General features: G+C 45.1%; 27 protein-coding genes. 22 read left to right on the top strand and 5 right to left on the bottom strand.

Annotated features, from left to right (window positions below; all coding sequences use genetic code 11):
- The first annotated feature begins 108 nt into the window (after positions 1–108).
- The 15 genes from DESLBE_RS11825 to DESLBE_RS11740 all read left to right on the top strand — a co-directional run bounded on the left by DESLBE_RS11825 (position 109) and on the right by DESLBE_RS11740 (position 13,175).
- Positions 109–729: a hypothetical protein gene (locus tag DESLBE_RS11825; RefSeq protein WP_041272650.1), complete on the top strand. Its 621-nt coding sequence runs from the start codon at positions 109–111 to the stop codon at positions 727–729.
- A gap of 115 nt (positions 730–844) precedes the next feature.
- Positions 845–1,420: a hypothetical protein gene (locus DESLBE_RS11820; protein WP_172625423.1), complete on the top strand. Its 576-nt coding sequence runs from the start codon at positions 845–847 to the stop codon at positions 1,418–1,420.
- A 381-nt stretch (positions 1,421–1,801) separates the two neighbouring features.
- Positions 1,802–2,323 (top strand): hypothetical protein, encoded by a 522-nt coding sequence (locus DESLBE_RS11810; RefSeq protein ID WP_243131296.1) that lies wholly within the window; start codon positions 1,802–1,804, stop codon positions 2,321–2,323.
- A gap of 185 nt (positions 2,324–2,508) precedes the next feature.
- Positions 2,509–2,856, top strand: a complete 348-nt coding sequence (locus DESLBE_RS11805; protein ID WP_015943133.1) for an SHOCT domain-containing protein — start codon at positions 2,509–2,511, stop codon at positions 2,854–2,856.
- Between the two features lie 119 nt (positions 2,857–2,975).
- A complete protein-coding gene (locus DESLBE_RS11800; RefSeq protein ID WP_144676933.1) occupies positions 2,976–3,641 on the top strand; it encodes a class I SAM-dependent methyltransferase in 666 nt (221 codons plus the stop codon).
- 219 nt (positions 3,642–3,860) lie between these two features.
- A complete protein-coding gene (locus DESLBE_RS11795; protein ID WP_243131394.1) occupies positions 3,861–4,766 on the top strand; it encodes a hypothetical protein in 906 nt (301 codons plus the stop codon).
- 78 nt (positions 4,767–4,844) lie between these two features.
- Positions 4,845–5,252: a molybdenum cofactor biosynthesis protein MoaE gene (locus DESLBE_RS11790; protein WP_005807790.1), complete on the top strand. Its 408-nt coding sequence runs from the start codon at positions 4,845–4,847 to the stop codon at positions 5,250–5,252.
- A gap of 20 nt (positions 5,253–5,272) precedes the next feature.
- Entirely contained in the window at positions 5,273–6,343 is a 1,071-nt protein-coding gene (locus tag DESLBE_RS11785) for an EFR1 family ferrodoxin (protein ID WP_144676929.1), read from the top strand.
- A 14-nt stretch (positions 6,344–6,357) separates the two neighbouring features.
- A complete protein-coding gene (locus tag DESLBE_RS11780) occupies positions 6,358–7,011 on the top strand; it encodes a C39 family peptidase (RefSeq protein ID WP_144676927.1) in 654 nt (217 codons plus the stop codon).
- A gap of 13 nt (positions 7,012–7,024) precedes the next feature.
- Positions 7,025–7,390 (top strand): hypothetical protein, encoded by a 366-nt coding sequence (locus tag DESLBE_RS11775; RefSeq protein ID WP_041272649.1) that lies wholly within the window; start codon positions 7,025–7,027, stop codon positions 7,388–7,390.
- A gap of 41 nt (positions 7,391–7,431) precedes the next feature.
- Positions 7,432–7,953: a hypothetical protein gene (locus DESLBE_RS11770; RefSeq protein ID WP_144676925.1), complete on the top strand. Its 522-nt coding sequence runs from the start codon at positions 7,432–7,434 to the stop codon at positions 7,951–7,953.
- 835 nt (positions 7,954–8,788) lie between these two features.
- Positions 8,789–9,982: an IS256-like element ISDha1 family transposase gene (locus tag DESLBE_RS11760; RefSeq protein WP_011459365.1), complete on the top strand. Its 1,194-nt coding sequence runs from the start codon at positions 8,789–8,791 to the stop codon at positions 9,980–9,982.
- Between the two features lie 288 nt (positions 9,983–10,270).
- On the top strand, positions 10,271–10,792 hold the full coding sequence (locus DESLBE_RS11750; protein ID WP_005807782.1) for an NUDIX domain-containing protein: 522 nt from the start codon (positions 10,271–10,273) through the stop codon (positions 10,790–10,792).
- Between the two features lie 10 nt (positions 10,793–10,802).
- On the top strand, positions 10,803–11,369 hold the full coding sequence (locus tag DESLBE_RS11745; RefSeq protein ID WP_144676923.1) for a hypothetical protein: 567 nt from the start codon (positions 10,803–10,805) through the stop codon (positions 11,367–11,369).
- 204 nt (positions 11,370–11,573) lie between these two features.
- Positions 11,574–13,175 carry a hypothetical protein gene (locus DESLBE_RS11740; protein WP_005807777.1) on the top strand — a complete coding sequence of 534 codons (1,602 nt, stop codon included), beginning with the start codon at positions 11,574–11,576 and terminating at the stop codon, positions 13,173–13,175.
- 156 nt (positions 13,176–13,331) lie between these two features.
- Here the strand turns inward: DESLBE_RS11740 and asnB are convergent, their stop codons facing one another.
- On the bottom strand, positions 13,332–15,185 hold the full coding sequence (gene asnB, locus DESLBE_RS11735) for an asparagine synthase (glutamine-hydrolyzing) (protein WP_144676921.1): 1,854 nt from the start codon (positions 15,183–15,185) through the stop codon (positions 13,332–13,334).
- A 367-nt stretch (positions 15,186–15,552) separates the two neighbouring features.
- Between asnB and glnA the strand changes: the two genes are divergently transcribed.
- Positions 15,553–16,881 carry a type I glutamate--ammonia ligase gene (gene glnA / locus DESLBE_RS11725; RefSeq protein ID WP_005807771.1) on the top strand — a complete coding sequence of 443 codons (1,329 nt, stop codon included), beginning with the start codon at positions 15,553–15,555 and terminating at the stop codon, positions 16,879–16,881.
- 32 nt (positions 16,882–16,913) lie between these two features.
- Complete coding sequence (locus tag DESLBE_RS11720; RefSeq protein WP_005807769.1) at positions 16,914–17,486, top strand: ANTAR domain-containing protein; 573 nt, start codon at positions 16,914–16,916, stop codon at positions 17,484–17,486.
- Positions 17,487–17,565: 79 nt separating this feature from the next.
- Here DESLBE_RS11720 and DESLBE_RS11715 read toward each other — a convergent pair whose 3' ends face one another.
- From DESLBE_RS11715 to DESLBE_RS11705, 3 genes are all read right to left on the bottom strand, one after another.
- The gene (locus tag DESLBE_RS11715; RefSeq protein WP_015943139.1) at positions 17,566–18,930 is read right to left on the bottom strand and encodes a monomeric [FeFe] hydrogenase; all 1,365 of its coding nucleotides are present in this window, start codon (positions 18,928–18,930) and stop codon (positions 17,566–17,568) included.
- 272 nt (positions 18,931–19,202) lie between these two features.
- Positions 19,203–19,538 carry a hypothetical protein gene (locus tag DESLBE_RS11710; protein ID WP_005807761.1) on the bottom strand — a complete coding sequence of 112 codons (336 nt, stop codon included), beginning with the start codon at positions 19,536–19,538 and terminating at the stop codon, positions 19,203–19,205.
- Between the two features lie 211 nt (positions 19,539–19,749).
- Positions 19,750–20,298, bottom strand: coding sequence for a biotin transporter BioY (locus DESLBE_RS11705; RefSeq protein WP_005807757.1), 549 nt, complete (start codon positions 20,296–20,298; stop codon positions 19,750–19,752).
- 172 nt (positions 20,299–20,470) lie between these two features.
- Between DESLBE_RS11705 and DESLBE_RS11700 the strand changes: the two genes are divergently transcribed.
- The 4 genes from DESLBE_RS11700 to DESLBE_RS11685 all read left to right on the top strand — a co-directional run bounded on the left by DESLBE_RS11700 (position 20,471) and on the right by DESLBE_RS11685 (position 24,293).
- Positions 20,471–21,958 (top strand): ATP-binding cassette domain-containing protein, encoded by a 1,488-nt coding sequence (locus DESLBE_RS11700; protein WP_005807756.1) that lies wholly within the window; start codon positions 20,471–20,473, stop codon positions 21,956–21,958.
- Complete coding sequence (locus tag DESLBE_RS11695) at positions 21,952–22,734, top strand: energy-coupling factor transporter transmembrane protein EcfT (RefSeq protein WP_005807755.1); 783 nt, start codon at positions 21,952–21,954, stop codon at positions 22,732–22,734. The genes DESLBE_RS11700 and DESLBE_RS11695 overlap by 7 nt, the downstream gene beginning before the upstream one ends.
- A 142-nt stretch (positions 22,735–22,876) precedes the next feature.
- A complete protein-coding gene (locus DESLBE_RS11690) occupies positions 22,877–23,677 on the top strand; it encodes a hypothetical protein (protein ID WP_005807753.1) in 801 nt (266 codons plus the stop codon).
- Between the two features lie 28 nt (positions 23,678–23,705).
- Positions 23,706–24,293 carry a Uma2 family endonuclease gene (locus tag DESLBE_RS11685; RefSeq protein WP_005807752.1) on the top strand — a complete coding sequence of 196 codons (588 nt, stop codon included), beginning with the start codon at positions 23,706–23,708 and terminating at the stop codon, positions 24,291–24,293.
- 176 nt (positions 24,294–24,469) lie between these two features.
- Here DESLBE_RS11685 and ilvA read toward each other — a convergent pair whose 3' ends face one another.
- On the bottom strand, positions 24,470–25,717 hold the full coding sequence (gene ilvA / locus DESLBE_RS11680; RefSeq protein ID WP_005807750.1) for a threonine ammonia-lyase IlvA: 1,248 nt from the start codon (positions 25,715–25,717) through the stop codon (positions 24,470–24,472).
- A gap of 389 nt (positions 25,718–26,106) precedes the next feature.
- On the opposite strand from ilvA, the gene DESLBE_RS11675 reads away from it, so the two are divergent.
- Positions 26,107–26,430 (top strand): hypothetical protein, encoded by a 324-nt coding sequence (locus tag DESLBE_RS11675; protein ID WP_005807746.1) that lies wholly within the window; start codon positions 26,107–26,109, stop codon positions 26,428–26,430.
- Positions 26,431–26,514: the final 84 nt, after the last annotated feature.

The raw sequence follows: 26,514 nt of genomic DNA, 5'->3' as shown, positions 1-26,514 counted from the left end.
CTGAAATATGTTAGTTCTGGTGATAGCTTTATTAATCTTTTCGCTTACTTTAAGTGGATGCAAACAAGTTGATTCAGGTAGCAAACCGGAAGGTGCGAGGAGTATAAAATGGTAAAACAAAGGCGGGCATTGACTTTCATAGTTATTCTATATAGCTTATTAAGTTTTACAACAGGGTGTGCAGCACACCCAGGCTCTGCAACGAGTACTATAAATGAGAGCGTAGAATCTTACTATAAGAGGTTCGAGCCTACGAACGAAGGTGAGTTAATGATTCTTGCTCAAAGGCCGTTAGACGATAAGGTTTTAGTTTTGGCGGAAAAATATTCGGGCGACGGCCATTCATCAACAGAGCTATTCTTAATCAATGCAGAAAAGAGAATTGAGAAGAGGGCGACAGGCCTTACACCTATTAGTATGTGTTTTACTGTCAATCTATTGGAATATGAAGGTAATGCTATAGTATTTGGAAATTTCAATAACACTAAATGGGAAATGGAAACAGATACTAAAAAACCTGTTAATATACGGAACATTTTAGTTAAGTTTAAAAACGGAGAAAGAATCGAGGAACCTGTGGGAACAGGCTATATCATTTCTTCGAAACCGGTTGCGGATGTTGAAGCGATCGAACTGTATGATCACAATGGTCTATTACAGAGCGATCTAAACGATTTGCGTAGATATGGCAGCGTTTTCACGGAAACTTCATTTATCGATATACAGTAGAAAGAGTTGATAACGGGACATATTGGGAATCCCAGGAATGCTATCAGAGAATTATCATTAGCAAATGCCTAGGAAGCTTTAAATAGTTATAAGTAGTGATTTGGGGGAATTACTGATGCATCTGCAAGCCGGTGTTAAAGGACTAATATATCTAGCAATAGTTAGTGTTATGCTGGGAGGATTATTAGCCTTAACAACCTGCTTCGTTTTCGATGATCCTCCGATAAGAGGAACGCAGCCGTTCATAATAGAGACCGGTATTGATGAGCAGGGGCCGGTACTTCGGTTGTTAACCCCAAATGGGGAGAAAAAGTTTGAACTATTTGATGGTGAGTTTGCTGATGGAACCAAGATTCTTGAGTCATCTGTGTATAGATGGAAATCCGATAAGTGGACTTTTGCGCACATGGGTCAACAGCCTTATAAGCCTGACGATCCGGTAAGAATGTCGAGCCTGGACTGCTTCGGAATACTCGAAGTAATTGACCCGGAAATCATAACTGTCGAATATGAAACGGATACGGAAAAGAAACTATTGTCTATTGCTGAAGTGAATTCCCGTAGATTTGTTGCGTTTCAAACAGAACCTGGGAATAAGGACTATTATCAAATTCGTGGCAAGTCTAAAGATGGCGAAGTTTTATGGCAGCTTTTCCATGATAATTATTGGGGGAGAGAGTCTTCGGATTGAGGTGGCGGGTGGCCATATAGGCTCAGGAGCAGGACAGTCTAAGTATAGGTCAAATTCCCAAACGTTTGGGAATTTCGTTTTTTAGCCAATCCGATGGTGCGGTAGTCAATTGTGAACAGGATATCTGAAAGCTCTATGATGGTGCTAAGGTTGCTGGTGAAGAGCGGGGCGGTATGTTGCTGAGACAAACAATGCCCAGATGAAAAGGACGTTAAAGAAAAAACAGGTCTAACGGCGGGAAATTTCCCGCCGTTAGTTTTCTGTCCGGTGGTGTTTGCGGGAATCCGGCAGATTATTGCCTGTGTGATTATTTAAACTATATGAAATTATCGGGAAGAAAGATATCGCTATCAGCGTCTATATTAAATGGAGGCGAGTAAAGTGAAGAGAATAGTTGCTTTTGCGGTTATGATTATAGCTCTCTTGCTTAGCGGGTGTTCTACTAAAGAGATAACGAGTGAAAATAGCGTCATAGGAGCGGATTACCTAAAAGATAAGGGCTACGAAATTATTGCGTATGAGAGTAACGCAGAAAACTATATCCTGACTAAGGAAAAGCTCATGAGCATGCCTTATATGATTTACTGGGGATTGCAAAGGGAAGATCCCAGCAAGCACCTGGGCAAAGAGGTGTATGTGGAAAAGTTCATCATTAAGAATCATCCTTTTGATAACTGGCAGTCTACAAGCAGGTATCCTGAGAATATCGTAAAGTCAAAGGGTGAAACCCGTGTCTGGGTATATATTGCTGATAAAGAGGTTGTCGGCGGAATTTCCTATCCGGCTATCGACGAACCAATGGCCGGCGGCTATTGGTCTCTTGATGGCAAGACATTGGAAGAAGTTCACTCCATAAATTATAGTGATTGGCTTGAGCAATGGCAAAATAAGTTTGATTATTGAGCCAGGGCAGGTACGATTTGTAAAATAAGTGGATAAATTGGAGGAATGTTTAAGTATATATTGAATTGTACTTTATAGGCACTTTGTAGGGGAGAGCTGGTTTTGCTATATTGCTCCATGGCCGGAACCTGATTAAGGAAGCCTGTTTTTATAGATAGGGTTAAATATGGATGGAGGGGATCAGAGTGAGAAGAGTGCGTGTTAAACCGAGTAAATCTCAGTCTTTTGTTGGGATGATCGGTGGGGCCGTTTTTGTTATTATCGGATTTAGTATTATACCCATGATGGGGATGTTCGGTATTTTTTGGACCATAATGGCGATGGCTATAGCAGGAATGCATGCTTATAATTACTTTACTGATAAAGGTGTAGCTTCTTGGGAGATAGATGTAGAGCCTAATCATCAAGGTATTAATAGGGAAGAGGATTTTGAGGCAAAGCTACGCAAGCTTAATAGGCTTAAAGAGGACGGATTAATCACAGATTCTGAATTTGCGAAGAAACGTGCTGATATCATGAAGTCGGAATGGTAGTAGGAGAGAGTATAATGCGGAAAGCTTTTGTCTTTTTTACTTTGATAAGTATAGTGATATTGCTTAGTTACTGCGGATAAGGTCTATCGAGAAAGTGATCGATGAGGTGAGAGATTAAAGTGGACAAAACAGAGCGGACTATCGAAACATACGACTTACATGCTGGTTTGTATGAAGAAAAGTTTATGAATTTTCCTGGGTATGCTAAGAGAATTCAATCCTTTGGCAGAATTTTAGCGGCTGGAGCAAAAGTGCTTGACCTTGGATGTGGTCCTGGAAATGTAGCCAAGCAATTGATTGAATTGAATAAGGAATTCGAGGTTTTAGGGATAGATCTTTCCAGTGAAATGATCAGGCATGCAAAGGTAAATGTAATTTCCCCCTGCGTCGAGTTTAGGGTAGGAGATATTAGGAATATGGATTTAGAGGAAAATGCCTTTGACGCAGTAATAGCATCCTTTTGCTTACCGCACTTAACAGATGAGGAAGCTGGGATGTTTATTCAAGATATTAGCAAAGTATTACGTGAAGGGGGGCTATTGTACCTAAGTTGTATGGAAGGCAGCAAATCTGGTTTCGAGACGACAAGTTTTAGTTCGAATGATTTCATATTTTTTAATTACTATTCGGAAGAGTTTATATCGAATGTATTATGGACGAACGGTTTAAAGATTAATGAAGTTCAACGTGATGAATATCTTGAAAGTGATGGAAGCAAAACGAACGATATGTTTTTTCTTGCAAAGAAGCAGTGTGTAACAGGCGACGGCCCAGAACATATTTGAAACTGTCACAACAGATTGCCATTATGGTCAGGAACTTCCGCCTTCCATGGTGGGATGTAGATGAGAAGAGGAAAACCCAAAATGATCAATTACTTATCATAAAGATCGAGGAGCTGATAGATAAGCTTCCGGGCAAAGATAGCTAAAGTTTGGATAAGAATGGCTCTCCGGTCTATGAATCATTTGCGCAGTACGAGTAAGTAAGGTTAGTGGAAGGTGGTGGAGCTTTTGCAAAGGAAAGTATTTTCCATAGTGCTGGGCATTATACTTATGTTTACCGTCATGCCCATGGCAGTCTATGCCGATATAGGCCCTAAGCCTTCCGTGGTTATTGACTTCAAGGGTCTTGAAGACGAAAGATATTATGTAACTCTGCTGTCTGAGATGGTTTCCACTGGACCTCATAGTGCCTTAGGAGAACATCCTGGTAACCAAAGATATCATGAAGGTGATGAAGATTATGAGATTTGGGAAAAGTTCCTTTCCTATCAGGACAAAGACGGATATTATTTTTTGCAGTATTTCGGAGAATGCAGCGGGACAGCCCAGTTTACCTGGGGGTACTATCCACCGCCCAAGTTTAAAATTCTAATTTACTTTCCGGCATATGATCAATTTGCCGTTAGTGGAGAAGTATATGAACGCTATGCTTTTCACAGTTATTATAGTGCCGATGTGAAAGGTTTGGAGTTAAAGTCAATTACACCCATTGAGAATATCGAAGCGGTGAGGAATTATAATTATACATGGGAACTGATTTCTCTTCTGGCCAGAATTATCGCAACTGTGGCGATTGAAGTTCTGATTGCGCTACTGTTTGGTTTCAGAGCCAAAAAGCAGCTTTTGCTTATAGGAACTGTAAATGTTGTTACTCAATCGATCCTGAACATCCTGCTCAATGTTATCAACTATAATCAAGGGAGTATGATGTTTGTATTTAACTATATTTGGATGGAATTTCTTGTGTTTGTCATTGAAGCAGGGGTGTATTCTGCTCTTCTGCCTAAATACAGCGGTAAGGATTTGAAGAGAAGATGGCTTATTCCCTTCTATGCCCTGGTTGCCAATGCGGTATCCTTTGGTTTGGGGCTCTATATGGCTTATTTGATACCCGGAATTTTTTAGCTGCTCAGGGAGTGGCCGTACAGAAGCAGGGTGCTTTAAGTATTTGCTTTAAATATCAATGAAGGAGTGTTTTGATTTATGATTAATGGAAAAATGAAAAAAACGCCGCCATCGATTGATGAGTGGCTCAAAGAGGCAAAAGCTGATCCGGCGGCAGTACAGGAGGGAATGTTTCTGGTTCATAATGGCGTTGTGCGTCAAACGCCTAAGGCAAAAGTGCGCCAGGGAATTGATGACGGGTCCATGGTAAAAGGCATGGAATTCGCTTATGATGCGGCAAAGGTTGATGAAGTAATTGCGGAAACTTATAAGATGGACGGGATTTTCCATGTCAGGGTTTGGCTTAATGAAGGTCAGCTTGAGCTGGGTGATGATATCATGGTTGTCCTGATAGGAGGAGATATCAGGCCTCATGTGGTGGATGCTCTCCAATATCTGGTGGGAAGGATCAAAAACGAATGCGTTACCGAAATTGAGCGGAAGTAGTCAGGCAAAGGGAGGCCGGTATGGATTATAAATCCCTGTTAATAAACTTTATGAGCGGAACAGGAAACTCCTTCAGAGCCGCCGCATGGATGACGAAAATGGGTAAGCAAAGAGGGATAAGGTCGGAGCTGTATCCGATCGCCAGATGCCGGGAGGAGTCTGATGTGGATAAAGGCTCCGGTGAGCTGTTGGGAGTGGTGTTTCCCACCCATGGATTTACAGCACCTTGGCATGTGATTAGGTACGCGCTGCGTCTGCCTTCGGGAAGGGGAAAACATGCTTTTGTGGTGGCCACAAGAGCCGGGAGTAGAATCGCTTCTATTCCGTTTCCCGGAATGGAGGGGACTGCGGGTTATCTTATTGCCCTTATACTGATTTTGAAGGGATACAGTGTTCGGGGAGTTATGGGGCTTGATATGCCATCCAACTGGATAGCATTGCACTGGGGGCTGAATTCTGTTAATTCCGGATTCATCATTGATAGGGCAAAGGCTAAGGCGGATGCTTTCATAAACAGCATTTTAGAAGGGAAGAAAGGGTTTAGAGGGATTGTCCCCCTCATCCTGGGCCTGATGCTGAGTCCCGTTTCTTTGGGCTATCTGATTATAGGGCGTTTTTTTCTGTCGAAACTGTTTTTTGCCTCCGGGGATTGTACGGGTTGTGGTTTGTGTGCTGAAAGCTGTCCGGTTAAGGCTATAAAAATGGTGGGGAATAACAAACCCCGACCATATTGGACATTTGCTTGTGAAAGCTGCATGAGATGCATGGGCTATTGTCCTAACCAAGCCGTTGAGGTGAGCCACCCCTTTGCCGTTATCTTGTATTTTTTGGCGACACTGCCGGTATCCGTCTATATATTAAATGAACTAGGTGAATCCGCGCCCATGGGACCCTATTTGTTTGTTGTGAGTGCTCTGCTTAATTATAGTTACATCTTGTTTGTGTTTTTTATAGCCAACCTTGTTCTTTTTTTGCTTATTCAAATTCCTCTGCTTAATAAGCTTTGCACCTACACGACATTGACCCATATTTACCGCCGGTATCATGAGCCTGATACAAAATTAGGGGATATGCTCAAAAAACAAGTCTAGGGGAGTGCAAACTATTGAGATACTTAAAAAAGATGAATCTATTCAAGAAAATCGTACTTTTTTTACTTAGTACGGTGATCGTATTCAACATTGCACTTCAATTAGTTTTAACACTGAGCGGAGCTGGATTAACGGTTTTAGATATTTATGCTCAAACCTTGCCCCGGGAAGATACGAAAGCCATAAACTACAGCCCTGGGTATTTCATGGAAACAAAGAGCTATTTCGAAAAACAGGAAAAGGGGCAATGTGCCGGCTTTTCTTCTGCTTATGTTCTTAGAGTATTGGGCGAAGAAATAAGCGGGAGGGACAATTATCAAGAACTTGGGCACAAATTTTCCAATGGGTATGTAATGCCCCAAGCACTAATAGACATTTTTGAGAAATATAATTATCAAGTGAACATGTTTAGTGGGAATCTGGAACAGCTGAAAACACGGCTAAATCAGGGAAAGCCGGTTATTGTGTTAATAGGACATTTTGTCAGCTGGCAACACTATGTAACGGTTGTCGGATACGATGAAGACACTATTTTTCTCTATGATTCAAATATGGATACTGATAATTCCAGAGGGTATAACAGAACAATGACCAATGAGGAATTCTTATCTCAGTGGAAAAATGAAATACCTTTTTTTGAACAAATTTACTTTGTAGTGGAGCAGTAGGGGAGGGGTTCCGATGAAAGTCTTTATGGGGTCCTTTCAAAGCCTGAACAGGATAGGACGGGTCGGAATATTTATTGGCATAGCAGCTACTGTAAGCGGAATTATAGTGTTTATTTTATGGGCATTATGGGCAATTCAATATACATTCAATGAAACGATACCCATAATTTTTATAGGATTTGGGCTCCCGGTGATTCTTGGACTAGTGGCTTCATTCTATGGAATCATTTGGTTAATGTATGGTGTGTTTGTTTATTCTCTGCCACTCAGCCTTTACGCAGCAATGACGCCAAGCGTCCTTAGATTTTTTTTGTTGGTTTCACTTGGTTATTTAGCTTCTGCCATTTTATTAACATTGGATAGGAAGGTCCGGAGATAGGTGGTAAGGTGTATAGATGGTCATTTGGGCGAGGTGATTTTGTGAAAAAAGCAGTTAAGTATACGGGTATCGTTGCAGTTATGATAGCCGGTTTATTTCTGAGTTTATACTTTAACAATGCTATTGGTACTCCTAAAGCAAAGATTGAGAAGGATGCAAGAATTTCTCATAAAATTGATTCCAGCTGGCAAGTAGCAAAATCAACAACGGATGCCATGTCTGCCATGCTTTTTTATGATAAAGACAGTAGTAACTACATCTTCTCAATCTATGAAAATAGAAAAGGGCTATCATTTGGCTACTTCTTCCGCAGCGGAGGCTCAACAAATACGGAAAATGAAGGTATTGCTGAATACAGAGCAGAGGGACGTCAGGAAAAGGCTTATCTTTCAATGAACAAGCAGCAGGTTGCAAAAATTGAAATTGATAATGGCAACACTGTCGAAATTATTGATATTGATCATACAAAACCCTTTGCGATTGTTCTACCTGTGGGCTCAGGTGCGATAAAAATTTACGATAAAGACGGTAGCGTGTTGCCAACAATCCCCCAAGCATTATAGATTGATGGAATTATATGGGCAGGATGAAGAGCGAGCCAAACTTTAAAGAGTGGAGGATGAGATGAATCTAAAGTCAAATCTGAAGTCATTTATTATACTGGCATTACTGCTGCAACTTATCATTATCATGCTAATACTTAAATCGGGCGTAACTATGCTGGTTTTGGCAGTTGGCTCCTTGGTATTGGCTATGTTGTTAAGTGTTAATAGAGCTTTCTATGAGAGATTTTCTGCTTTTCTGAATCCAGGATTCTATCGAAGCTGTGGCGAGAAGGGTAGCAGCCTTTATAGGAAGAAGAGAAGGTATAGCACCATGAATTTCTATATATTGGCGATCCTTGCTCTTAATGGATACAGGGTATCGATGTTGGACAGCGCTCCTGGATTACTGTCGGGTATAAATCAATTCATATCCTTTGCACTTGTTGCTTTTGTTCTGCTTTTTATAATCGTTTTCTTTTCGATTATATTAATCAAGAGCTCGGATGAGGATCTGCTGTGGAATATGTTCATGGGGATTCTATTCATTGCACTCTCATTTATAGTATACTTTTCTTTCCTATAATGTCTTTGGGAAATCCTCATATCCATCTTGAAAAAGGTGAGGGAATGAAAAGAAGGATAATCCTTATACTTCTCATACTAATAGTGGGCTTAAACGGATGCACTCAGGAGGCAAGTACATCATCAAATATTCCGGAAGAGAGAAACCAAATTTCATCATAAGGAAGTAGAAGATAGAGTACAATTAAGTTCGCAAAAGTAAAAAAGGAAAAGCCATCGGTAACTCCGAAAAGGTAAGTGCTGAAGCAAACCAAAAAGGAGTTGTTAACCGATGGCTTACCCAAATTCTACCGTACCTTTTGAAAAAATGCTAATGAAATTTGTAACCGAAGAAGATCCCATGCAGGCTATGTTAAAATGGCTCTGCGAAAGGCTGATGGAAGCAGAAGTGGATGCAAAGCTAGGTGCTGAAAAATCAGAACGGTCTACTGAACGTCAAGGGTATCGATCAGGCTATCGCGTTCGCCGTTTCGATACCCGGATGGGGACACTGTATTTAATGGTACCCAAACTGCGAAATGGCGGCTATATCCCTTTCTTTGTGGAAGGTAAGAAACGTTCTGAATTGGCCTTGATGAATGTGATTCAAGAAGCCTATGTTAATGGCGTATCCACCCGTAAAATAGAGAAACTCACTAAGTCCTTAGGCATTGACTCCATGTCACGAAGTCAGGTATCAAGCATCGCTAAAGAACTGAACGAACAGGTTGAAGCCTTTCGTAATCGAAGTCTCGATAAAGTCTATCCCGTACTCTGGGTGGATGCTCTCTATGAGAAAATCCGAGATGATCGAAGGGTCAAAAATATGGCAGTGCTGATTGTAACGGGTATTGATCTAGAAGGCAAACGAGATATTCTGGCCGTAGAGCCCATGCCAGAAGAGTCCACAGCAACCTACACCAGTCTCTTCGAAAAGTTAAAGTCACGAGGACTAGAGAAAGTCTGGCTGGTTGTCTCAGATGCCCATAAAGGGTTAGTTAAAGCTGTTCAAGAGTCCTTTATCGGGTGTTCCTGGCAACGCTGTAAAGTGCATTTTATGCGGAACATCCTCGCTCATATATCCGGTCGAGATAAGCAAGCGTTTGCTAATAAACTAAAGCAAATCTGGCTTCAACCAGACTATAGCAGTGCAAAGAAATACGCTAATTCTCTGATGGATGAGTTTGAGGCCAAATATCCTGAAGCCATTAAAACTCTGGAAGAAGGGTTGGAAGACTCACTACAGTTTTTCAGCTTTGCAGAGATTGATTCAAGAAAGATCGCGTCAACCAACCTGCTGGAAAGACTCAACCGAGAAGTACGTAGAAGAACCCGGGTGGTTGGGATATTCCCAAGTATGGATTCCTATATTCGGCTAGTAACCAGCTACCTTATTGAGTATAGCGAAGACTGGTGCAGTGGCCGATCCTATATCAATCCAAAAATCATCACTTCGATTGAGCAGGAACGTTCAAAAGCTGCGTAAGCCTTAATCATTAATTCAGAAAAGCATGACGCTCGGCGCTAGCCAAGCAAACTCTCTTTGATTTAGGGTTACTCTTTGGGGTGAAAGAGACTTTGCCGTCTTCAAGCGTTTTGGTAGGGTGCACGTGTCAATGGGATGATGCCGAGCATATCCTCGGCCTGACGGCCTCCGGTATCCCTCGCATCACCCTTGACACTCTTCCCAACTTACGCTTTTACATAAAACATTTAGCCTTAAGGGGTTCTGATGGTTTTTGCGAACATTTCTTGACACTATCGAAGTAGAATAATGACAGAACTATGGGATATCTACGATAAAAACAGAACTTTAACCGGGAGAACAATGGAACGGGGAAGCCAATTTGCTAAAGGCGATTATCATCTGGTTATTCATGTTTGTATCTTCAACTCAAAAAACGAACTGTTGATTCAAAAACGGCAACCCTGGAAAAAGGGATGGCCTAATATGTGGGATATCACTGTCGGGGGAAGTGCTTTGGCCGGTGAAACCAGTGCGGAAGCCGCCGAAAGAGAAACCTTTGAAGAAATAGGCTATAAAATTGATTTGTCCGCTGAACGCCCATTTTTCACCGTGAATTTTGAAAGAGGCTTTGATGACTATTACCTCGTTGAGAGAGATATCGACATCAATGGCTTATGCTTGCAATATGAAGAAGTTCAATGTGTGAAATGGGCAAGTAAGGATGAAATCATGCAGCTTATTGAAGAAGGTCAATTCATTGGTTATTGGTTTATGGAACAGCTTTTTGACATTCGGAAACACAGAGCCGGATATCGCTTTACGGGATGAAAGGGGATTAATGATGAAAAATTATATTATCGTTTGTCTGGTTTGCTTCTTAGTGTTGCTGGCAGGCGGTGTTACTGTGGTACAGCAAAGCTCTTCCCTGGAATTTGCTTTCGACAATAGGGGGCAGTACACCGGATTTAATAGCATACCATCCAGATATACACCGGAAATGGCTCAAAATGCCGGATACTATGTCATGAGTGATTCAGAGATAATTGCCAACGGCGGTTTGTGGGATGATTTTCTGGCGGCTTCTTCCCAAGGGAAAAATACCTCCCTGCGCATGGCAAAATTCTATTCAGAGTATGGCAGCAGCCCCTTCTTCGCTGACTTATTCTACAATGAGGGTTACTACTATTTGTTTGATTCCAGTGCGAAGGATTTGAGTGGAAAGCCCTTTAAGCATCTTTTGACTCTAAAAGGGAAGTTTGGCAATCCATTGAGAGATAGTGGTGTGGTCGTATTGGCCAATGATAATTCCCTGACCTTTGATTTGATAATGTCCGGCATGGTTTCAAGCAACTTAGAATACATCAAAAGTATACCGGAATATCAACTCATTATGTTCCTCATCTAAGATCTGTGATAGCGGAGGGGCTTAGAGGACGCTTTATGAGCACAATGTGCTTAAGAGGCGCCCTTCATCTTTGGGGACGATACTTAGGAGATAGCCCCTCCTGAAGGGGGGAATTTGGAGTTTTTATATAAAGCATGGTAAACTATTAAGATAATCATTGTTTTAACCAAGACCTTATGAGTTTTAAAAAGAAAGGAAAAGGCTATGAGAAATTCCAAGGGCAAGCTTATCCTCGCTGCAATTTGGATAGCGTTCACTTTAATCTCTTATTATTTTGCACTCGTCCCTATTAACCTGCAGTCGCCCGGTTTCTGGGTATTTTTGATTTACGTTCTAGGGGTAGGTGCCGGGCTGTTTTTGCTTCATCAAGTATTTGTTGAAAAGAGGCTCACCCTCACCAAGCATATCGGTTCCTATCTCGTTATGGCTACCTTGCTTGTGACTATCGTAGGGGGGATTATGCTCCTTTACTCCCTGCCCGTCTTCCATGCCAAAGCTTATGCCAATCTCATTGACAAGCAGGAAGGGGATTTTGCCAAGGATGTAGAGGAACTACCTATTAATCAAATTCCCACGGTAGACCGGGATACGGCCTTGAGGCTTGGGGATCGAAAAATGGGTGAGATCGTCGAACTGGTCTCCCAATTCAATGTGGCACCCGATTACACCCAAATCAATTATCAGGGAAAGCCGGTCCGTGTGTCTCCACTGGAGTATGCAGACTTCTTCAAATGGCTGAGCAACACCAAAGAAGGACTTCCCAGCTATATCAGGGTGGACATGGTCACTGGAAACGTGGAGCTCGTTACTCCGGAACAGAGCATCAAATACTCCGAGAGTGAACTCTTCTTTGAAAATGTGCGGCGTTATTTGCGCATGCATTATCCGATGGCTATTTTTGGTGATTTCAGCTTTGAAGTCGATGAGCAAGGGGTACCTTATTGGATTGTCTCTGTGCGGCATAATACCATCGGACTTTTCGGAGGAACGGATATTAAGGAAGCTATCATGCTTAATGCGACCACCGGCGAACATCAGAAGCTTAAATTAGAAGAGGTTCCGGAATGGGTGGACCGGGTCTATGATGCCGACCTTGTGGTGGGTCAAGTCAATTATAACGGCCGCTATCAAAACGGCTTCATCAACTCAATTTTTGGTCAGAAGGGTGTTCTTGCCACCACCGAAGGGTATAATTACCTGGCTCTTCACGATGATGTGTATCTGTATACGGGGATCACTTCCGTGGTACGGGATGAGTCCAACATCGGATTTATTCTGATCAATATGCGGACAAAAGAAACAACCTTCTATGGCATTCCCTCGGCCGAAGAGTATTCAGCTATGGGCAGTGCACAGGGGGCAGTTCAGGAAAAAGGCTATGTATCTACGTTTCCTCTTCTCCTCAATATTGAAGGGAATCCGGTCTATTTTATGTCTCTGAAGGATGCGGCAGGGTTGATCAAGATGTATGCCCTGGTGGATGCTCAGAATTACCAGAAGGTTGTCGTGGGCAATACTCTTGAAGAGGCCTTGAGAGCATTTACCGGCCGATCGGGAACGGTGACAGAAACCACGCCTGAGGAACCAAAAGAGGAATTCGACATCCAAGGGAAGATCACGGATATACAGAATGTGGTTATGGATGGCAACACCTATTTCTATATTCTTCTCGACGGCCGGAGCGACATCTTTGTCGCCAGCATCAAGGTCTCGGAGAAGTTACCTTTCTTAAAGATTGGTGATGAAATCCAAGGCCGCTATGTGGAGAAATATAAGGGTGTGCATGAGATAATGAGGCTGCAATAGAGGTAGTAATTAAGGTACAGGGGATTTTAAGATTCCTGTCCCTGACCATACCCGATTGAGGATAAAGCCAAAAAGGAGTATCGCCCTGCTCGATCATGAGCAGGGCGATGCTCTTTTTTATGCCTTGCCTTGGCAATGAAAAGGGAATAAGGGGGCTTAGCCTACCAATTGCACCTGGTAGGCTTCAAACCAATAGTCCAGCTGCACCAGCCAAGCCAGCAATTGCGGAAGCCCCATCAACTGGCCAAACCAGGTGTTATTTCCAGGACTTATAAGGCGATTGAGCACATCCTTTTGCAATAGCTCTGCCAGCATGCCGCTGCCGGAGTCCAGCCGCTTCCGGAAAAGATGGAATACCAGCTCTTCATAATGAGGATCATGGGTTTTAGGGAAGGGGCTTTTTTTACGATAGAGGATTTTAGGAGGCAGATAGTCCTGCATGGCGGCCCGAAGCAGTGCCTTTTCGACGCCATCCTTGAATTTAATCTCCCATGGCACATTATAGACGTACTGAACCAAGCGGTGATCGGAGAAAGGAACCCGGACTTCCAAGCCCGAAGCCATGCTCATGCGATCTTTGCGTTCCAGCAAGGAGGTCATAAAGTAATTAATGGAAAGCCAGCTGGCGATGCGGGAGTTCTGCATAGTCTCCGACTCATCTGGAAGCAAGGGGCAGGCCTCGACGCTCCGGCGGTAAATCTCCGAAGTGTACGCAAAGCCCTCCTGGGGGCGAACCAGTTCAGGCTTGAACAGACTAATCCGGGCATGGGGTTCGTGGATCCAAGGGAAAAACCCCCGTGTGAGCATTTCCGGACGATAAAACCAGGGGTAGCCCCCGAAGACTTCATCAGAGCATTCTCCGGATAAAGCCACCGTGTGGTGTTCTTTTACCTGACGGCAATAAAAGAGCAGGGAGGAATCGATATCTGCCATGCCGGGATAGTCCCTATACCTTACGGCTTCATCCAGGTAGTCCACCAAATGCTCCTTTTTAGCGGTCAGAATCTGATGCTGTGTGTGCAGGTGCTGAGCCAGATAAACGGCAAACTCGTCATCACTTTGCGGTTGGAAAAGAGTCTGCTTAAAATGGTCTTTATTGCCTTCATGTTCAAAGGAATAGGTAGCAAGCTGCCGTCCTTCGGCTTGATATTTTTGCGCTGCCACGGCGGTGATGATTGAAGAATCCAATCCTCCGGAAAGGAAAGTGCAAAGAGGGACATCGGAGACCAGCTGACGTTCAATGGCATCCACCAACAGATCCCGGGTGGTGGCGACGATAGCAGCTTCGCTGTCCTGATTCTCATAAGCCTCCATGGTCCAGTATTTGGCGATCTTCAACTCTGCTTCAGATGCTCCTGGGGCAAGGCTATAGAAAGCATGGGAGGCGGTGGGCAATTCGAAGATATCCTTAAAGATGGCGGTGCCTTCCTCTTTGACAGGCATCATATAGAGGAGCTGCCATAAACCCTGGTAATCCAGACGGGGTTTCACTTGAGGGTGCTTGAGGAGGGCTTTGATCTCCGAAGCGAAAAGAAGAGCGCCCTCTACAAAAGTGTAGAAGAAGGGTTTGACGCCGAAGCGGTCACGGGAAAGATAGGCCTTTTTTTCTTTAGAATCGTAGATTACAAAGGCGTAAATGCCGTTTAATTTGCTGGAGCATTGTTCTCCCCAGATGATATAGGCATAGAGCACTACTTCCGTATCACAGTAAGTTTTGAACTTAACTCCGTGCTCAAGGAGCTCTTGCCGTAAATCTGCGGTGTTGTAAAGTTCGCCGTTGTAAACAATGGTATAGTCGTATCCCTGATGGGTGGCGGTCATGGGCTGCCGGCCTTTTTCAATATCGATAATGGCTAAACGGTTATGTTGAAAAGCAAAATGTTCTCCGTATTCAAGGCCGTTTTGGTCCGGACCCCGATGAATTAAAGTCTTCCCCATAGTGCTAAGGCATTGTATCTCCTGGGGAGAAATCTTCCGTTTAAAATTTACTAATCCAAGAATGGAGCACATCAATAAACACCTCGCAAACAAAAATGACAAAGGAGTACCTGGCCGAGTACTCCTTTGTCTCTGAATTAATATATGTGAGGGAGCAGGAACTGTGCTTAGATGATGATGAAAATAATTTTCATTCCGGTATAAGATTCGATCATGAATACAGCATGCATAAACCCCTTGTATTGACAGAGGAGTTTCCCAAAGTATATGATGAAGCGTAGGGTTTTTGTGGAGAGAAGAATTGATAATTTAGTGTGGATTAGGTATAGAACAAAGGCGTTCTAAGGACCCTAATAGGGATCTTAGTGCGCCCTTTTTGTACTATCAGGATGTTGTTTGTCGGTCGAATAGTTTACTTATTTTGAAAGGAGAGCTTAATATGGGGTTTACCAAAGAAGAGTGCCTTAAGTATGTGCAGGAAAATGATGTCCGCTTTATCCGTATGCAATTCACAGATATTTTTGGCCAGATGAAAAATATTGCCATAACCCACAACCAGCTTGCTCAGGCTTTGGACGAGGGAGTGCTGTTTGACGGCTCGGCGATCAAAGGATTTGCGGGAGTTGAGGCTTCGGATATGCTTCTTCTTCCTGATCCCAGTACATTTACCCTTATTCCCTGGCGTCCTCAGCAGGGGAAGGTAGCCAGGATCATCTGCGATGTTAAGAATCACGATGGCTCTCAATTCGAGGGGGATCCGCGCTATATTCTTAAGCGAACCCTGCAAAAAGCCCACGACTTAGGCTATGTATTTCAGGTAGGCCCAGAGTGTGAATTCTTTTTATTCCATACGGATGAGGAAGGACAGCCTACCACAATAACTCATGATGCTGCCGGCTATTGTGATCTGGCTCCTATCGATCAGGGAGAAAATACCCGGCGGGAAATTTGTTTGGTGCTGGAAGAGATGGGGTTTGAAATCGAGACATCCCACCATGAATCCGCAGCGGGGCAGCATGAAATCGACTTTAAATATACCGATGCCTTGACGGCGGCGGATCATATCATGACCTTCAAATATGTGGTGAAAATTGTCTCCCAAAGGAATGGTCTTCATGCCACCTTTATGCCTAAGCCTCTCCACGGCGTCAATGGTTCGGGGATGCACATCAATATGTCCTTAGCCAAAGAGGGGAGGAATGTATTTATTCACCCGGAAAATCCCGGAGAGCTCTCGGAAACAGCGAAGCAATTCATTGCCGGATTGCTGGAGCATATCAAGGGGATCACCGCCGTGGCCAATCCCTTGGTGAACTCTTATAAACGCTTGACCCCGGGTTATGAAGCACCGGTCCATATTGCCTGGTCACCGATGAACCGCAGTCCGCTGCTGCGGGTGCCGTCCCCCAGGGGAGCAGGAACCCGCCTTGAACTGCGCAGCCCGGACCCCAGCTGCAATCCCTACCTGACTTTGGCCCTGCTTCTGGAAGCCGGTCTGGATGGGCTCCAACGGGAAATGAAGGTGCCTGAGCCTGTTAATGAAAACATTTATAATCTCACTCCCGAACAGGAAAAGGCCCTGAGCCTGGAGCGCTTACCCTCTAATCTGCTGCTGGCTCTTGAAGAGATGGAAAAGGATCCTTTGATTCAAGCTACTTTAGGCAGGCATATCTTTACCAAGTATATCGCGGCCAAAGCCAGAGAGTGGAAAGCTTATGACGAGATGGTCCATCAATGGGAGATTGACAGCTATCTCAAAATCTATTGAACAGGGAGCCCTGCACAAAGGGGGGATAAGCAATGAGCGCAGGGAATGTCCTCATCGTCTGTGGAAAATCTGAAGTAGCGGGCAGTATGGAAAGCACACTTATCAAAGAAGGGTATCATCCGGTAAACTGCGCTCATTCAGCCAATGAGGCGCGGCGGCAGTTTTTTATCGTTCAGCCGGATTTAATCATCGTCAGTACCCCTCTTCCTGATGAACAAGGGATTGACTTTGTTTTTGATGCCTATGAGAAAACTTCGGCCGGAATTATTGTGATGGCACGGCCGGAGCAGGTGTCCCATATGCAGGATGCCCTGGAATCCACAGGAGCTATGATTCTGCCGAAACCACTCAATCGCCTTACTTTGATTCAAAGTGCCCGCTTTGCTTTGTCCGTAAGAAGCTCCCTGGATCAATTAAGAAGTGAGCGGGATAACCTCAAGAAGCGCATGGATGAGCGTAAGCTCATCGAACAAGCGAAATGGCTGCTGGTAGAAAAATTAAACATGAGTGAACCGGAGGCCTTCCGCTATATCCAGAAAAAAGCGATGGATTTGCGCCTTCCCCAACTCCAGATAGCTGAAGATATAATTAACGAGCATGCTTAAAAGGAGAAACCCGCGTCATCAACGATGGTTTCTCCTTTTATACCGTAATCTGGCAGCTTTGCTTCTATAGTGCTGTTTCTTACTGCTGAGCAGCAGTGGATTGGACAAATTCTTTAAGAGCCCGCTCAGCGATGGGGCGGGCAATCATGGTCCAGGGTCCATTGATACAGCCGCCCTCACAAGCCATGCATTCCAGAAAACCCTTGTCCCCGTTCTTGACATGGGTTTCCAAGGCTTTTAGGCTGTTCTGAATTCCTTCAGTTTGATAGGTGGGGGGAGAATCCTGGCCCAGATAGGCAGTGAGTGCTGCAGCTACTCCACCTGCTTTGGCGAACCCCCGGGCATAAGAGCTGGGTCCGGCCAGGGTTTGCTCGGATTCTTCGGCAGGATTGATCCCTGCATAGTCAAGCCAGACCATCAATTCTTCAAAAGTAAGCACAAAATCCACTTTCGTTTCAGGCCGTTTGCCTTCTTCTTTTTTGGCCACACAGGGTCCGATAAAGGCGATCTTTGCTTCAGGATCTTTTTCCTTAAGGATATGAGCCACCTGGGCCATCGGGGAAAGCGTACTGGAAATGTGGTGGAATAAATCAGGTTTTTCTTTGATAACGGCACTGACATAGGCCGGGCAGCAGGAACTGGTCATGAATTCTTCGCCATGGGCCAGGCGTTCATCATATTCCCGGGCTTCCAGTTCGATGGTCCGATCGGCTCCCAGAGCAGCTTCCAGAACATCCTGGAAACCCAGCTTGAGAAGGGCCGACTTCACCTGTCCTGGTGAAACTTTTCTTCCGAATTGTCCTACAAAGGCCGGTGCGATGACGGCATAGATCTTATGCTCGGGGTTACGGACTGCCTCAAAAAGATGGATAAGCTGGGAGGATTCGGCCACGGCTCCGAAAGGGCAGCTGATGATGCACTTGCCGCAGCTGGTACAGTGAGCTTCGGCAATACTGGCAATCCGATCCTCCCGGACCGAGATGGCTTTGGTCGGGCAGCTGTCTTCACAGGGCCGCCGATACTCGATGATGGCATGATAGGGGCAATTCCGGGCGCAAAGGCCGCATTCGACGCAGCGGGTCTGGTCAATAAAGGCTTTATTGTTAATAAAGAGAATTGCTTTTTTAGGACAGTTGGTGAAACAGAAATGACCAACACAATTCTGGCAGTGGTCGGTTACACTATAGCGATGCATTTCGCATCCGTTGCAGCCTTCCTTAAGAACACGCACTATCGGACCTTCATCCGGTTCAAGAACAGCTTTTAAACGCTCCTCGATAACAGCCCGCTCTTTATGAATACAGCAACGGTAACGGGGCGTTCCGTCGGGAATGATCTGACGAGCCAAGGTGGCGCGATCCTTGCGGTTCTGGTCATGACTGACCCAGTCCAGGGCAGATTTTAAGACTTGGCGGCGAATTTTCATAATTTCCGATTGGGCCATAGACGACTTCCTCCTCATCGGTTAAGTTATTTACTCGAAGTGTAGCAAGAGGGGGATAAGAATTCAATGAAGAGGTGAAATGTTTAACTTGGAAGTTTATTTCATCAATAGAATATTTTCAAAAAATGGTCAGGAGCAAGCAAGCCCGATTTCCCTCATAGCAAAAGGGTTTGGCCTAAATGCTCCCCCTCCCTTTAGGGAAAGTCGGATCATCTGGGCCAAACCCTTGACATTCTGGATAAAATTCCGGGACTGTTCAATAGGTTTTATACCTATTGCTGTTGGTTCTTTCTGGTTTCGAGAATTTCTTTAATAGCCAGATTGGAGGCATCAAAACGAACAGAAGCGTCCGTATCCAAGGGAACAATCTGCTTTGCTTCGATACATTTTTCGCAGGCCATCATGGTATATCCCGGTTCATAATTATCCGCAAGCTTACCCTCAGGATAATAAGGGATTTGGTGGACTTCCCAGGCCAGGCAGGTTTCCCCGCATACATCACAATCTAATTCGGTGCGCAGCATGTCGGTTCCTTGGCCCTTCATCATCAGACCAATAGTGTATTTTACCACAAGGTTATTTTTAAGATCGCCCAGACTTTTTGACATTAAGTACTCCTCCTCTGATCATCGTCACTGTTATTCATTATACAGCATTTATATCGGAGATTCATCCGCCCCCTGCTTCAAATCGGCTTTAAAGCAGGGGTTAGCTATATAAAATATAATTCTCATAGGGATAAGTTTTTCCTATTGTGATGTATTCACAGTGACGGGACTAGGCAAACCGGTTCAGTGTACTTTGTTCATACCGGACAGACTAGAGGCTGCTTGAGCGCTGACGCTTGATAAGCTGGTTACCCACCCAGGCGGCTATTCCGCCTTTGATCAAATCGCCGGCGATGAAGGGAAGAAAGCCCATGGAGATGACCAGAGCCATAGTGGTGGATTGATGGAGGATAAAATGCATGACCAGATAAAAATAGGCTAAGCCGATCAGATATAAGACGATAATGCCGCCCAGAACGGCCAGTAGAGCGGATAGCAGACTTTGCCGGTTATAGAGTTTCCCCACCGTATAAGCGGCGGCGATATCCCCCAGCAGGTAACCGAAGGAGGGCTTCAGCACATAGCCGATGCCGCCAAAAGGAGCGCTGGCAAAGACAGGTAAACCCAGTAAACCGAGAAATACATAAACGATGACGGCTAAGCTCCCGTATTTGGGTCCTAGAATAAGGCCGGTTAGAAAGACAAAGACAGGGAGAACACTAAATGGGACCAAGGCTGGGGAAGCCCAGCGCATGATCATACCGGCCAAACATAAAAGAGCAGCCATAGCCGCGGTCTTGGCTAAATGTTGGGCATTCATGGGGCACCATCCTTTCCAGAAAGATATGTAAACTTGATTGATGAATTTAAGTTTACAATATGATATGATAACTGACAAGAGATTTTTTGCGCAGATTGGATTCCCCTGCCTTAGGGCGGAGTCACTATCGATAAATATTGGATAGGGTTAGATAGATAGGGAGTATGAAACTATGATGAAATCACTGGAGGGGAAAGCCATCAGCTTGGGCATAATTCAGGGGATTGATTTTTCACTCCGCCAAGGGGAAGTTATTGCCTTAATGGGGCCCAATGGAGCAGGTAAGTCCACCTTGGCCCGGCTTCTGGCCGGCTTGAATGAACCTGCTTCAGGGAAGCTTAACTTGCTTGAGGGTGGGCAGGAAATTCCCTGGACAAGGGTCCGGCGCTGGCAGGAGATTGGCATCATCGGTCAACATCCGCGGCGGCAGACCATCGGAGCAACGGTTGGGGAAGAGTTGGGCTTTGGGCTTTTGAATCTGGGATATGAAGTGAAGAAGGTCCAGGATATGGTCAGAGAACTGGCTTACCGGATGGGTCTTGAAGGTAAACTCCATCAATCCCCCGCCACCCTTTCTGGGGGAGAGCGGCAGCGCCTGGTGCTGGGGGCCATCCTTGCTCTTAATCCGGCTTTTCTTTTGCTGGATGAGGCTTTAAGCATGTTGGATAGACGGGCTCAGGAGGCTTGCCTGGAACTTTTGGAGGAAAAAGGGAAGCACATGGGGCAGCTTTGGATTACACACGATCCGCTGTTAGCGGAAAAAGCAGACCGCCTCTGGGTCATGAAGGAAGGGAAGCTGTCGACTATGGGAAGGCCGCAAACGGCACTCCGGGATGAAAGGTTTTGCCAGGAGTATGGGATTCGTGCTCCTTATTCGCCAAGTTATTCTCCGGGCTATTCTTCTGTTCGGGAGAAGATGGGGGAGAAGTATCAGGCGGAAAGCCCCTTTCTCCATGGAGATGGAAGAAAAGATACTTTAGAGTGGCGGGAAGCAGAGTATGGTCAACGGCTGCAACTTACAGAAAAAATCAAAGAAGGATGTTTTTTGGCTGTCTTAGGTCCTTCCGGAGCAGGAAAATCCACTCTGCTGGAAAGTGCCGTCGGGCTCATTCATCCTTCCCGGGGGAAGTTTTTGGCCTTTGGTCAAGAAGTGACCCGCCAAACTAAACAGCGGCAGAAAGCCCGCCTCCTCCTGCAAGAGCCTGGAGAATATATCATTGGCGGTACGGTTTATGATGAAGTGTTTTATCTTCAGAATAAAAAGGAGAGGAAAGCCGGCGCTCAGCGCAACATAGAATATCTGCAAGTCTTCGGAATACCTCCGGAAAAAGCCTTAGCCTACCCGGAATATTTAAGCGGAGGGGAGCGGCAGCGGGTGGCCTTAGCTGCAGCATTGGAATCTTTACCGGAAATTCTCTTGCTGGATGAACCCTTGTTGGGCTTGGACCTGGCGGGTAGGAGCATGATGCTGGAACTTTTGCAGGAGTTGAAAGGCAGAATGACCATCCTGTACATCACCCATGACTGGTCGGAGGTTCGTGAACTGGCGGATGAAGTGTGGCTGGTGGAAAAAGGGCGGATTACCTTCAAGCAACGGAGCAAAGACGGCGCTATGGAAATCGATGATCAGCAGCTTAAGGAGGCAGGGGTCCATTGTTAGAAAGAGGACTGTATCACCCTGGTGAAAGCATATTGCATAAGCTCGATCCGCGACTGAAAATCGGGAGTCTTGTTATTCTGGGGTTGTTAATGACTACAGTGAACTGGGGAGGGTTGCTCTGCCTGACCGGGGGGCTTTTTATCATGCTTGGCTACAGCCCTTTGCCCATTAAGGCCTTTCAATCCGTCATCAAGGCGGGAGTTGTATTAGGGCTTTTCTATACTTTAATTATGGGCTGGCATTGGCAAGAGGGGTGGTTCTTTTGGAAAGGGTACTGGTCTATGGCGGGAGTGCTTCAGGGACTGATGATGAGCTGGCGGATCCTGCTGGTTTTCCTCTTGACCCGAATGTTTTCTGCCTTTACCTTGCCCTCAGAGCAAGGGATAGGAATCGCTTTCTTTCTGGCGCCTTTTTACCGTATAACTCCTAAGGCGGCTGATTTTGCCCTCTTAATCACGTTGACTTTGCGCTTTATCCCTTTGTTGCTGGAGGAGGCTGCTTTGCTTTATAAAGCCCGTCTGGCTAAGGGGAATTTGCCTGGGCAATGGATCGGAAAGATCAAGGATCTAGCGGCCCTTTTACTCCCCTTGCTGCGCATTGCTTTGCGCCGGGCCGAGGAATTGGCGGAAAATCTCGTGGCCCGGGGCTATGTTTCCGGTGGTTACCGGGTCCTGGGAACCAAGGAATGGGAGAGCAAGGATAGCTGGGGAGCCGTGGTCCTAATCCTATGGAGTATTGGGACTTTAGTTATTGAACTTGGGTTAAAAATATGGTAAGGGGTTAGAGTTCAAGTGCCCACTGGTAACCCCCGCTATTTTCCGTTATGATAGTATATGGGAGTTAAGTAGATTTTTTCCGAGAAGGAAGCGGATTAATTAAGGGCTGGTCAGCCCAATTGAGCAGTGAGGAGCAGAGAGAATGAAATTAATTCGGGCAGGGGTCTTTTTTCTAATGGCTGCTTTGATTTTAAGCGGTTGCGCCAGTCAAAACTACCCCGAAAATGTGGTTGCTGTTATCAATGGCGAAACGATTACACAAGAAGAGATCGATGAAGCGATTAATGAAGGGAAACTGCACATTGATTTAACTGAAGCTTTGCGGTTGCTTAATGGAGAAAACAGTATGTCGCAAAGAGATGCCATGCTCCAAGCCTTTGGAGTTGATGAGGGAAATATGACATCAGGTCAGAAAAGGTTCTTTGAGGGTATTGAACGATCCTCCGCTAAGATACCGACTGCGAATGATGCCCTGAACAGTCTGCTTGTGGAGGAAGTTCTTTATCAGGAAGCCGTCAAACAAGGGCATGAGGCATCCATCGATAGAGTTAAACAGATCCTGGAAGAAAGCAAAAGGATAAACTTGGAGGCCATGTCCCAGGACGAGGAGGCCCTAAGAGAATACAATGAGTATGTCGAAAAAACCGCCTCAATTTATCATCAGTATGGCTTTACTTCTGAAGAGGACTATTTAAGCAAACGCATGGATAGAACGGCCCAAGCTATGGCCATCAATACGATGAATTATGAGTTCGATAAAGTTATGGCCGATAAGCTTCCCGGCGTTGATTCTGCTCAGATAGAGCGGGGAAATGCCTGGGAAGATTATGGGGAATATCTTTTGAGCAAAGCTAAGGTTAAAATCCTTAAACCGGAGTATCAAATCCAGCATTACGGAGAATCATGGAGTCATGGCCGGCTGAATCTTAAAGCAAAACCATGATGGCCTTGTCAATCAGGGAGAGTGCACTATGTCTACAGATCAACAACCCGATGAAAATAACCTGCGTTATACCTATAAAGACTATCTGACCTGGGCCAAGACTCAGCCTGGTGAAATCTTCAACGGAGTACCCTATGGCAGAAGCCCGGCCCCTCCCAGCCACTATCTGGAGGTATTGGGTGAGCTGTATATGGCTTTTGCTCTTTATCTGAGGGAAAAACCGGGGAAAGTATTTCTTTTTCCCTTTGATGTTCGGCTGCCTGCAGATACGGATCAAAAAGATGAGGATATTGCCACCGTCGTCCAACCGGATCTTACAGTGGTCTGTGATCTATCGAAAGTGGATAAGGGAGGGTGCAAAGGGGCCCCAGATCTTATCATCGAGATATTGGCGGAAGACACCATGCATAGGGATTTGCATTTAAAGCTGCGCCTCTATGAAAAGGCGGGAGTTCCCGAATACTGGGTGGTTCATCCTGCAGATCAGACAGTCCTCGCCTTTCAACTGGAAGAAGGGGCCTATGCTGCTCCCCAATTTTATAGAGCTTCCGATCAAATTCCTGTGGGGCTGTTCCCGGATTTGCTGATTTCTCTTGCTGAGATCTTCCGCGGATAGCGTGGACACAGGTAGATAATATCATTACAGGCCGGCGGTCTGATGACGGAAGCAATGTATTATATCCATACCTGATTGAACTAAACTTCTTTCAGTGAAAAAGGACTGTCTGGTCAGGACAGTCCTTTTGGGCTAAAGATGCTTTGTTTCATTGACGACAACGCAGTCACAAAAAACTAGATGAGCAATCCGAACAGCTCGGGATTATCGTTAATGCGCGTATATTGGAAGCCCTTCTTATCCATTCTTTCAATCAAGGGCTGGTAATCTTCTTTACGGGAGAGCTCGATACCAATCAGTGTCGGGCCTTTTTCTTTGTTGTTGGATTTGGTGTACTCGAAACGGGCAATATCGTCGTTGGGGCCTAAGACTTCCCCTACAAATTCCTTCAAGGCGCCGGGGCGCTGAGGGAAGTTGACGATGAAATAATGTTTAAGGCCCTGATCGAATAAGGAACGTTCCTTGATTTCAGGGGTTCTTTCAATATCGTTATTGCCGCCGCTGATGATGCAGACGACATTTTTGCCTTTGATCTTATCCTTATAGGTTTCCAGAGCCGCGATGGAAAGTGCGCCCGCCGGTTCAACCACGATAGCACTGTCATTATACATTTCCAGGATGGTGGTGCAGACCTTTCCTTCAGTGACCGCGATGACATCGTCGAGAACCTCCCGGCAGATGGCAAAGGTGAGATCTCCGACTCGTTTTACTGCGGTACCATCCACGAATCCGTCGATGTGGGGCAAGGTGACTATTTCACCTTGACTGAAAGCTTCCTTCATGGAAGCGGCACCGGTGGCTTCCACGCCGATGACCTGGGTTTGGGGGCTTAAGCTTTTCATGGCAATCCCCACACCGGACATGAGGCCGCCACCGCCGATACCACCCAGAATATAGTCAACGGGAGCTTCCATATCATTAAGAATCTCCATGGCAATGGTTCCCTGACCGGCGATGACTAAAGGATCATCAAAAGGATGGACAAAGGTCTTATTGGCTTCCTCACAATGAGCTTTCGCTCTATTGAAGGCATCGTCAAAGGTATCGCCGATCTGTATCACTTCCACAAAGTCTCCGCCAAACCGCTTGATGGAAGAGATTTTTTGCTTTGGTGTCGTCGAGGGTACATAGATGCTTCCTTTAATACCCAGGGCTTTGCAGGAATAAGCAACACCCTGGGCATGATTACCTGCACTGGCACAAACGACACCACTGCTGAGCCGTTCTGAGGGAATACTATGAACCATATTATAAGCTCCGCGCAGCTTAAAGGAACGAACCACCTGGAGATCTTCCCGTTTTAAGAAAATATTGCATTGGTATTTCTCCGAAAGAAGGTCATGACGGTGCAAAGGTGTCTTATTGATAACCCCTTTTAAGGTTTGACCGGCTCTGAGAATATCCTCTAGGACGACTTTTCCCATATTAAAAATTTACCCCTTTCCACATTCCCGCAGTATCATCGCACACCACCGATAAATTATAGAATAAAGCTATTATCATTCAGAGGATATCTTCGGGTGATATCTGGAGATGATAGTATCTTATGAGAGAAATGGTTTACATAAGATGTTATATAATAGATTATTTTATTAATATTACTCTTGCTTTTGCCCTGAGTCAACCTTATCCTGACTTAAAATCAGGTCCAAACTACAAAGCATAGCGGAAATATGCTACAATTTATTTAGGATAGTATCGGACTTGTCATTGGGAATTCTGGACTGTGCGTTTCAGCATGAAGTCCTAATGGTAAAAATAGTAAAATGTTTTAAAACAAGTGATTCAAAACGACTAAAGAGGAGGGTTTGGTATGCCTTGGTTATATCGAATTGTATGGTCCCTGGCGATCATTTTTTTCATTCTGGCTGTTGTCGTTTTTTCTATCTGGGCCGTGCTTATTGGTGCTGTAGTCTACGCCCTTTATCGTGTTTATCTCTATTTTGCACAGAAGAAAGGCATAGGTTATGGCAAGGCCGGGCAAAGTCAGCGTGTGCATTTTAAAGTTTACACCAATTATAAAGGTCCGGGGCAACCCGGAGACCAGCATTCTCCGCGGGGTTTCACCAATGGAGAGGTTATTGATATGCCGGTTGAGGAAGTTACGGATTCGCGGAACTCTTTCCCGAAAGAATAGTTGCTTAAGATAAAAGTTAGGCCAAGGTTTTCAGCTAATTTTCAGTCAGCCCTCAGACCCATTTCAACGGGGCAGCAGATAATG

The sequence above is a fragment of the Desulfitobacterium sp. LBE genome (genome assembly GCF_007830365.1).
GTDB lineage: Bacteria > Bacillota > Desulfitobacteriia > Desulfitobacteriales > Desulfitobacteriaceae > Desulfitobacterium > Desulfitobacterium hafniense.
This window is presented reverse-complemented; position numbering and strand designations above follow the sequence as displayed.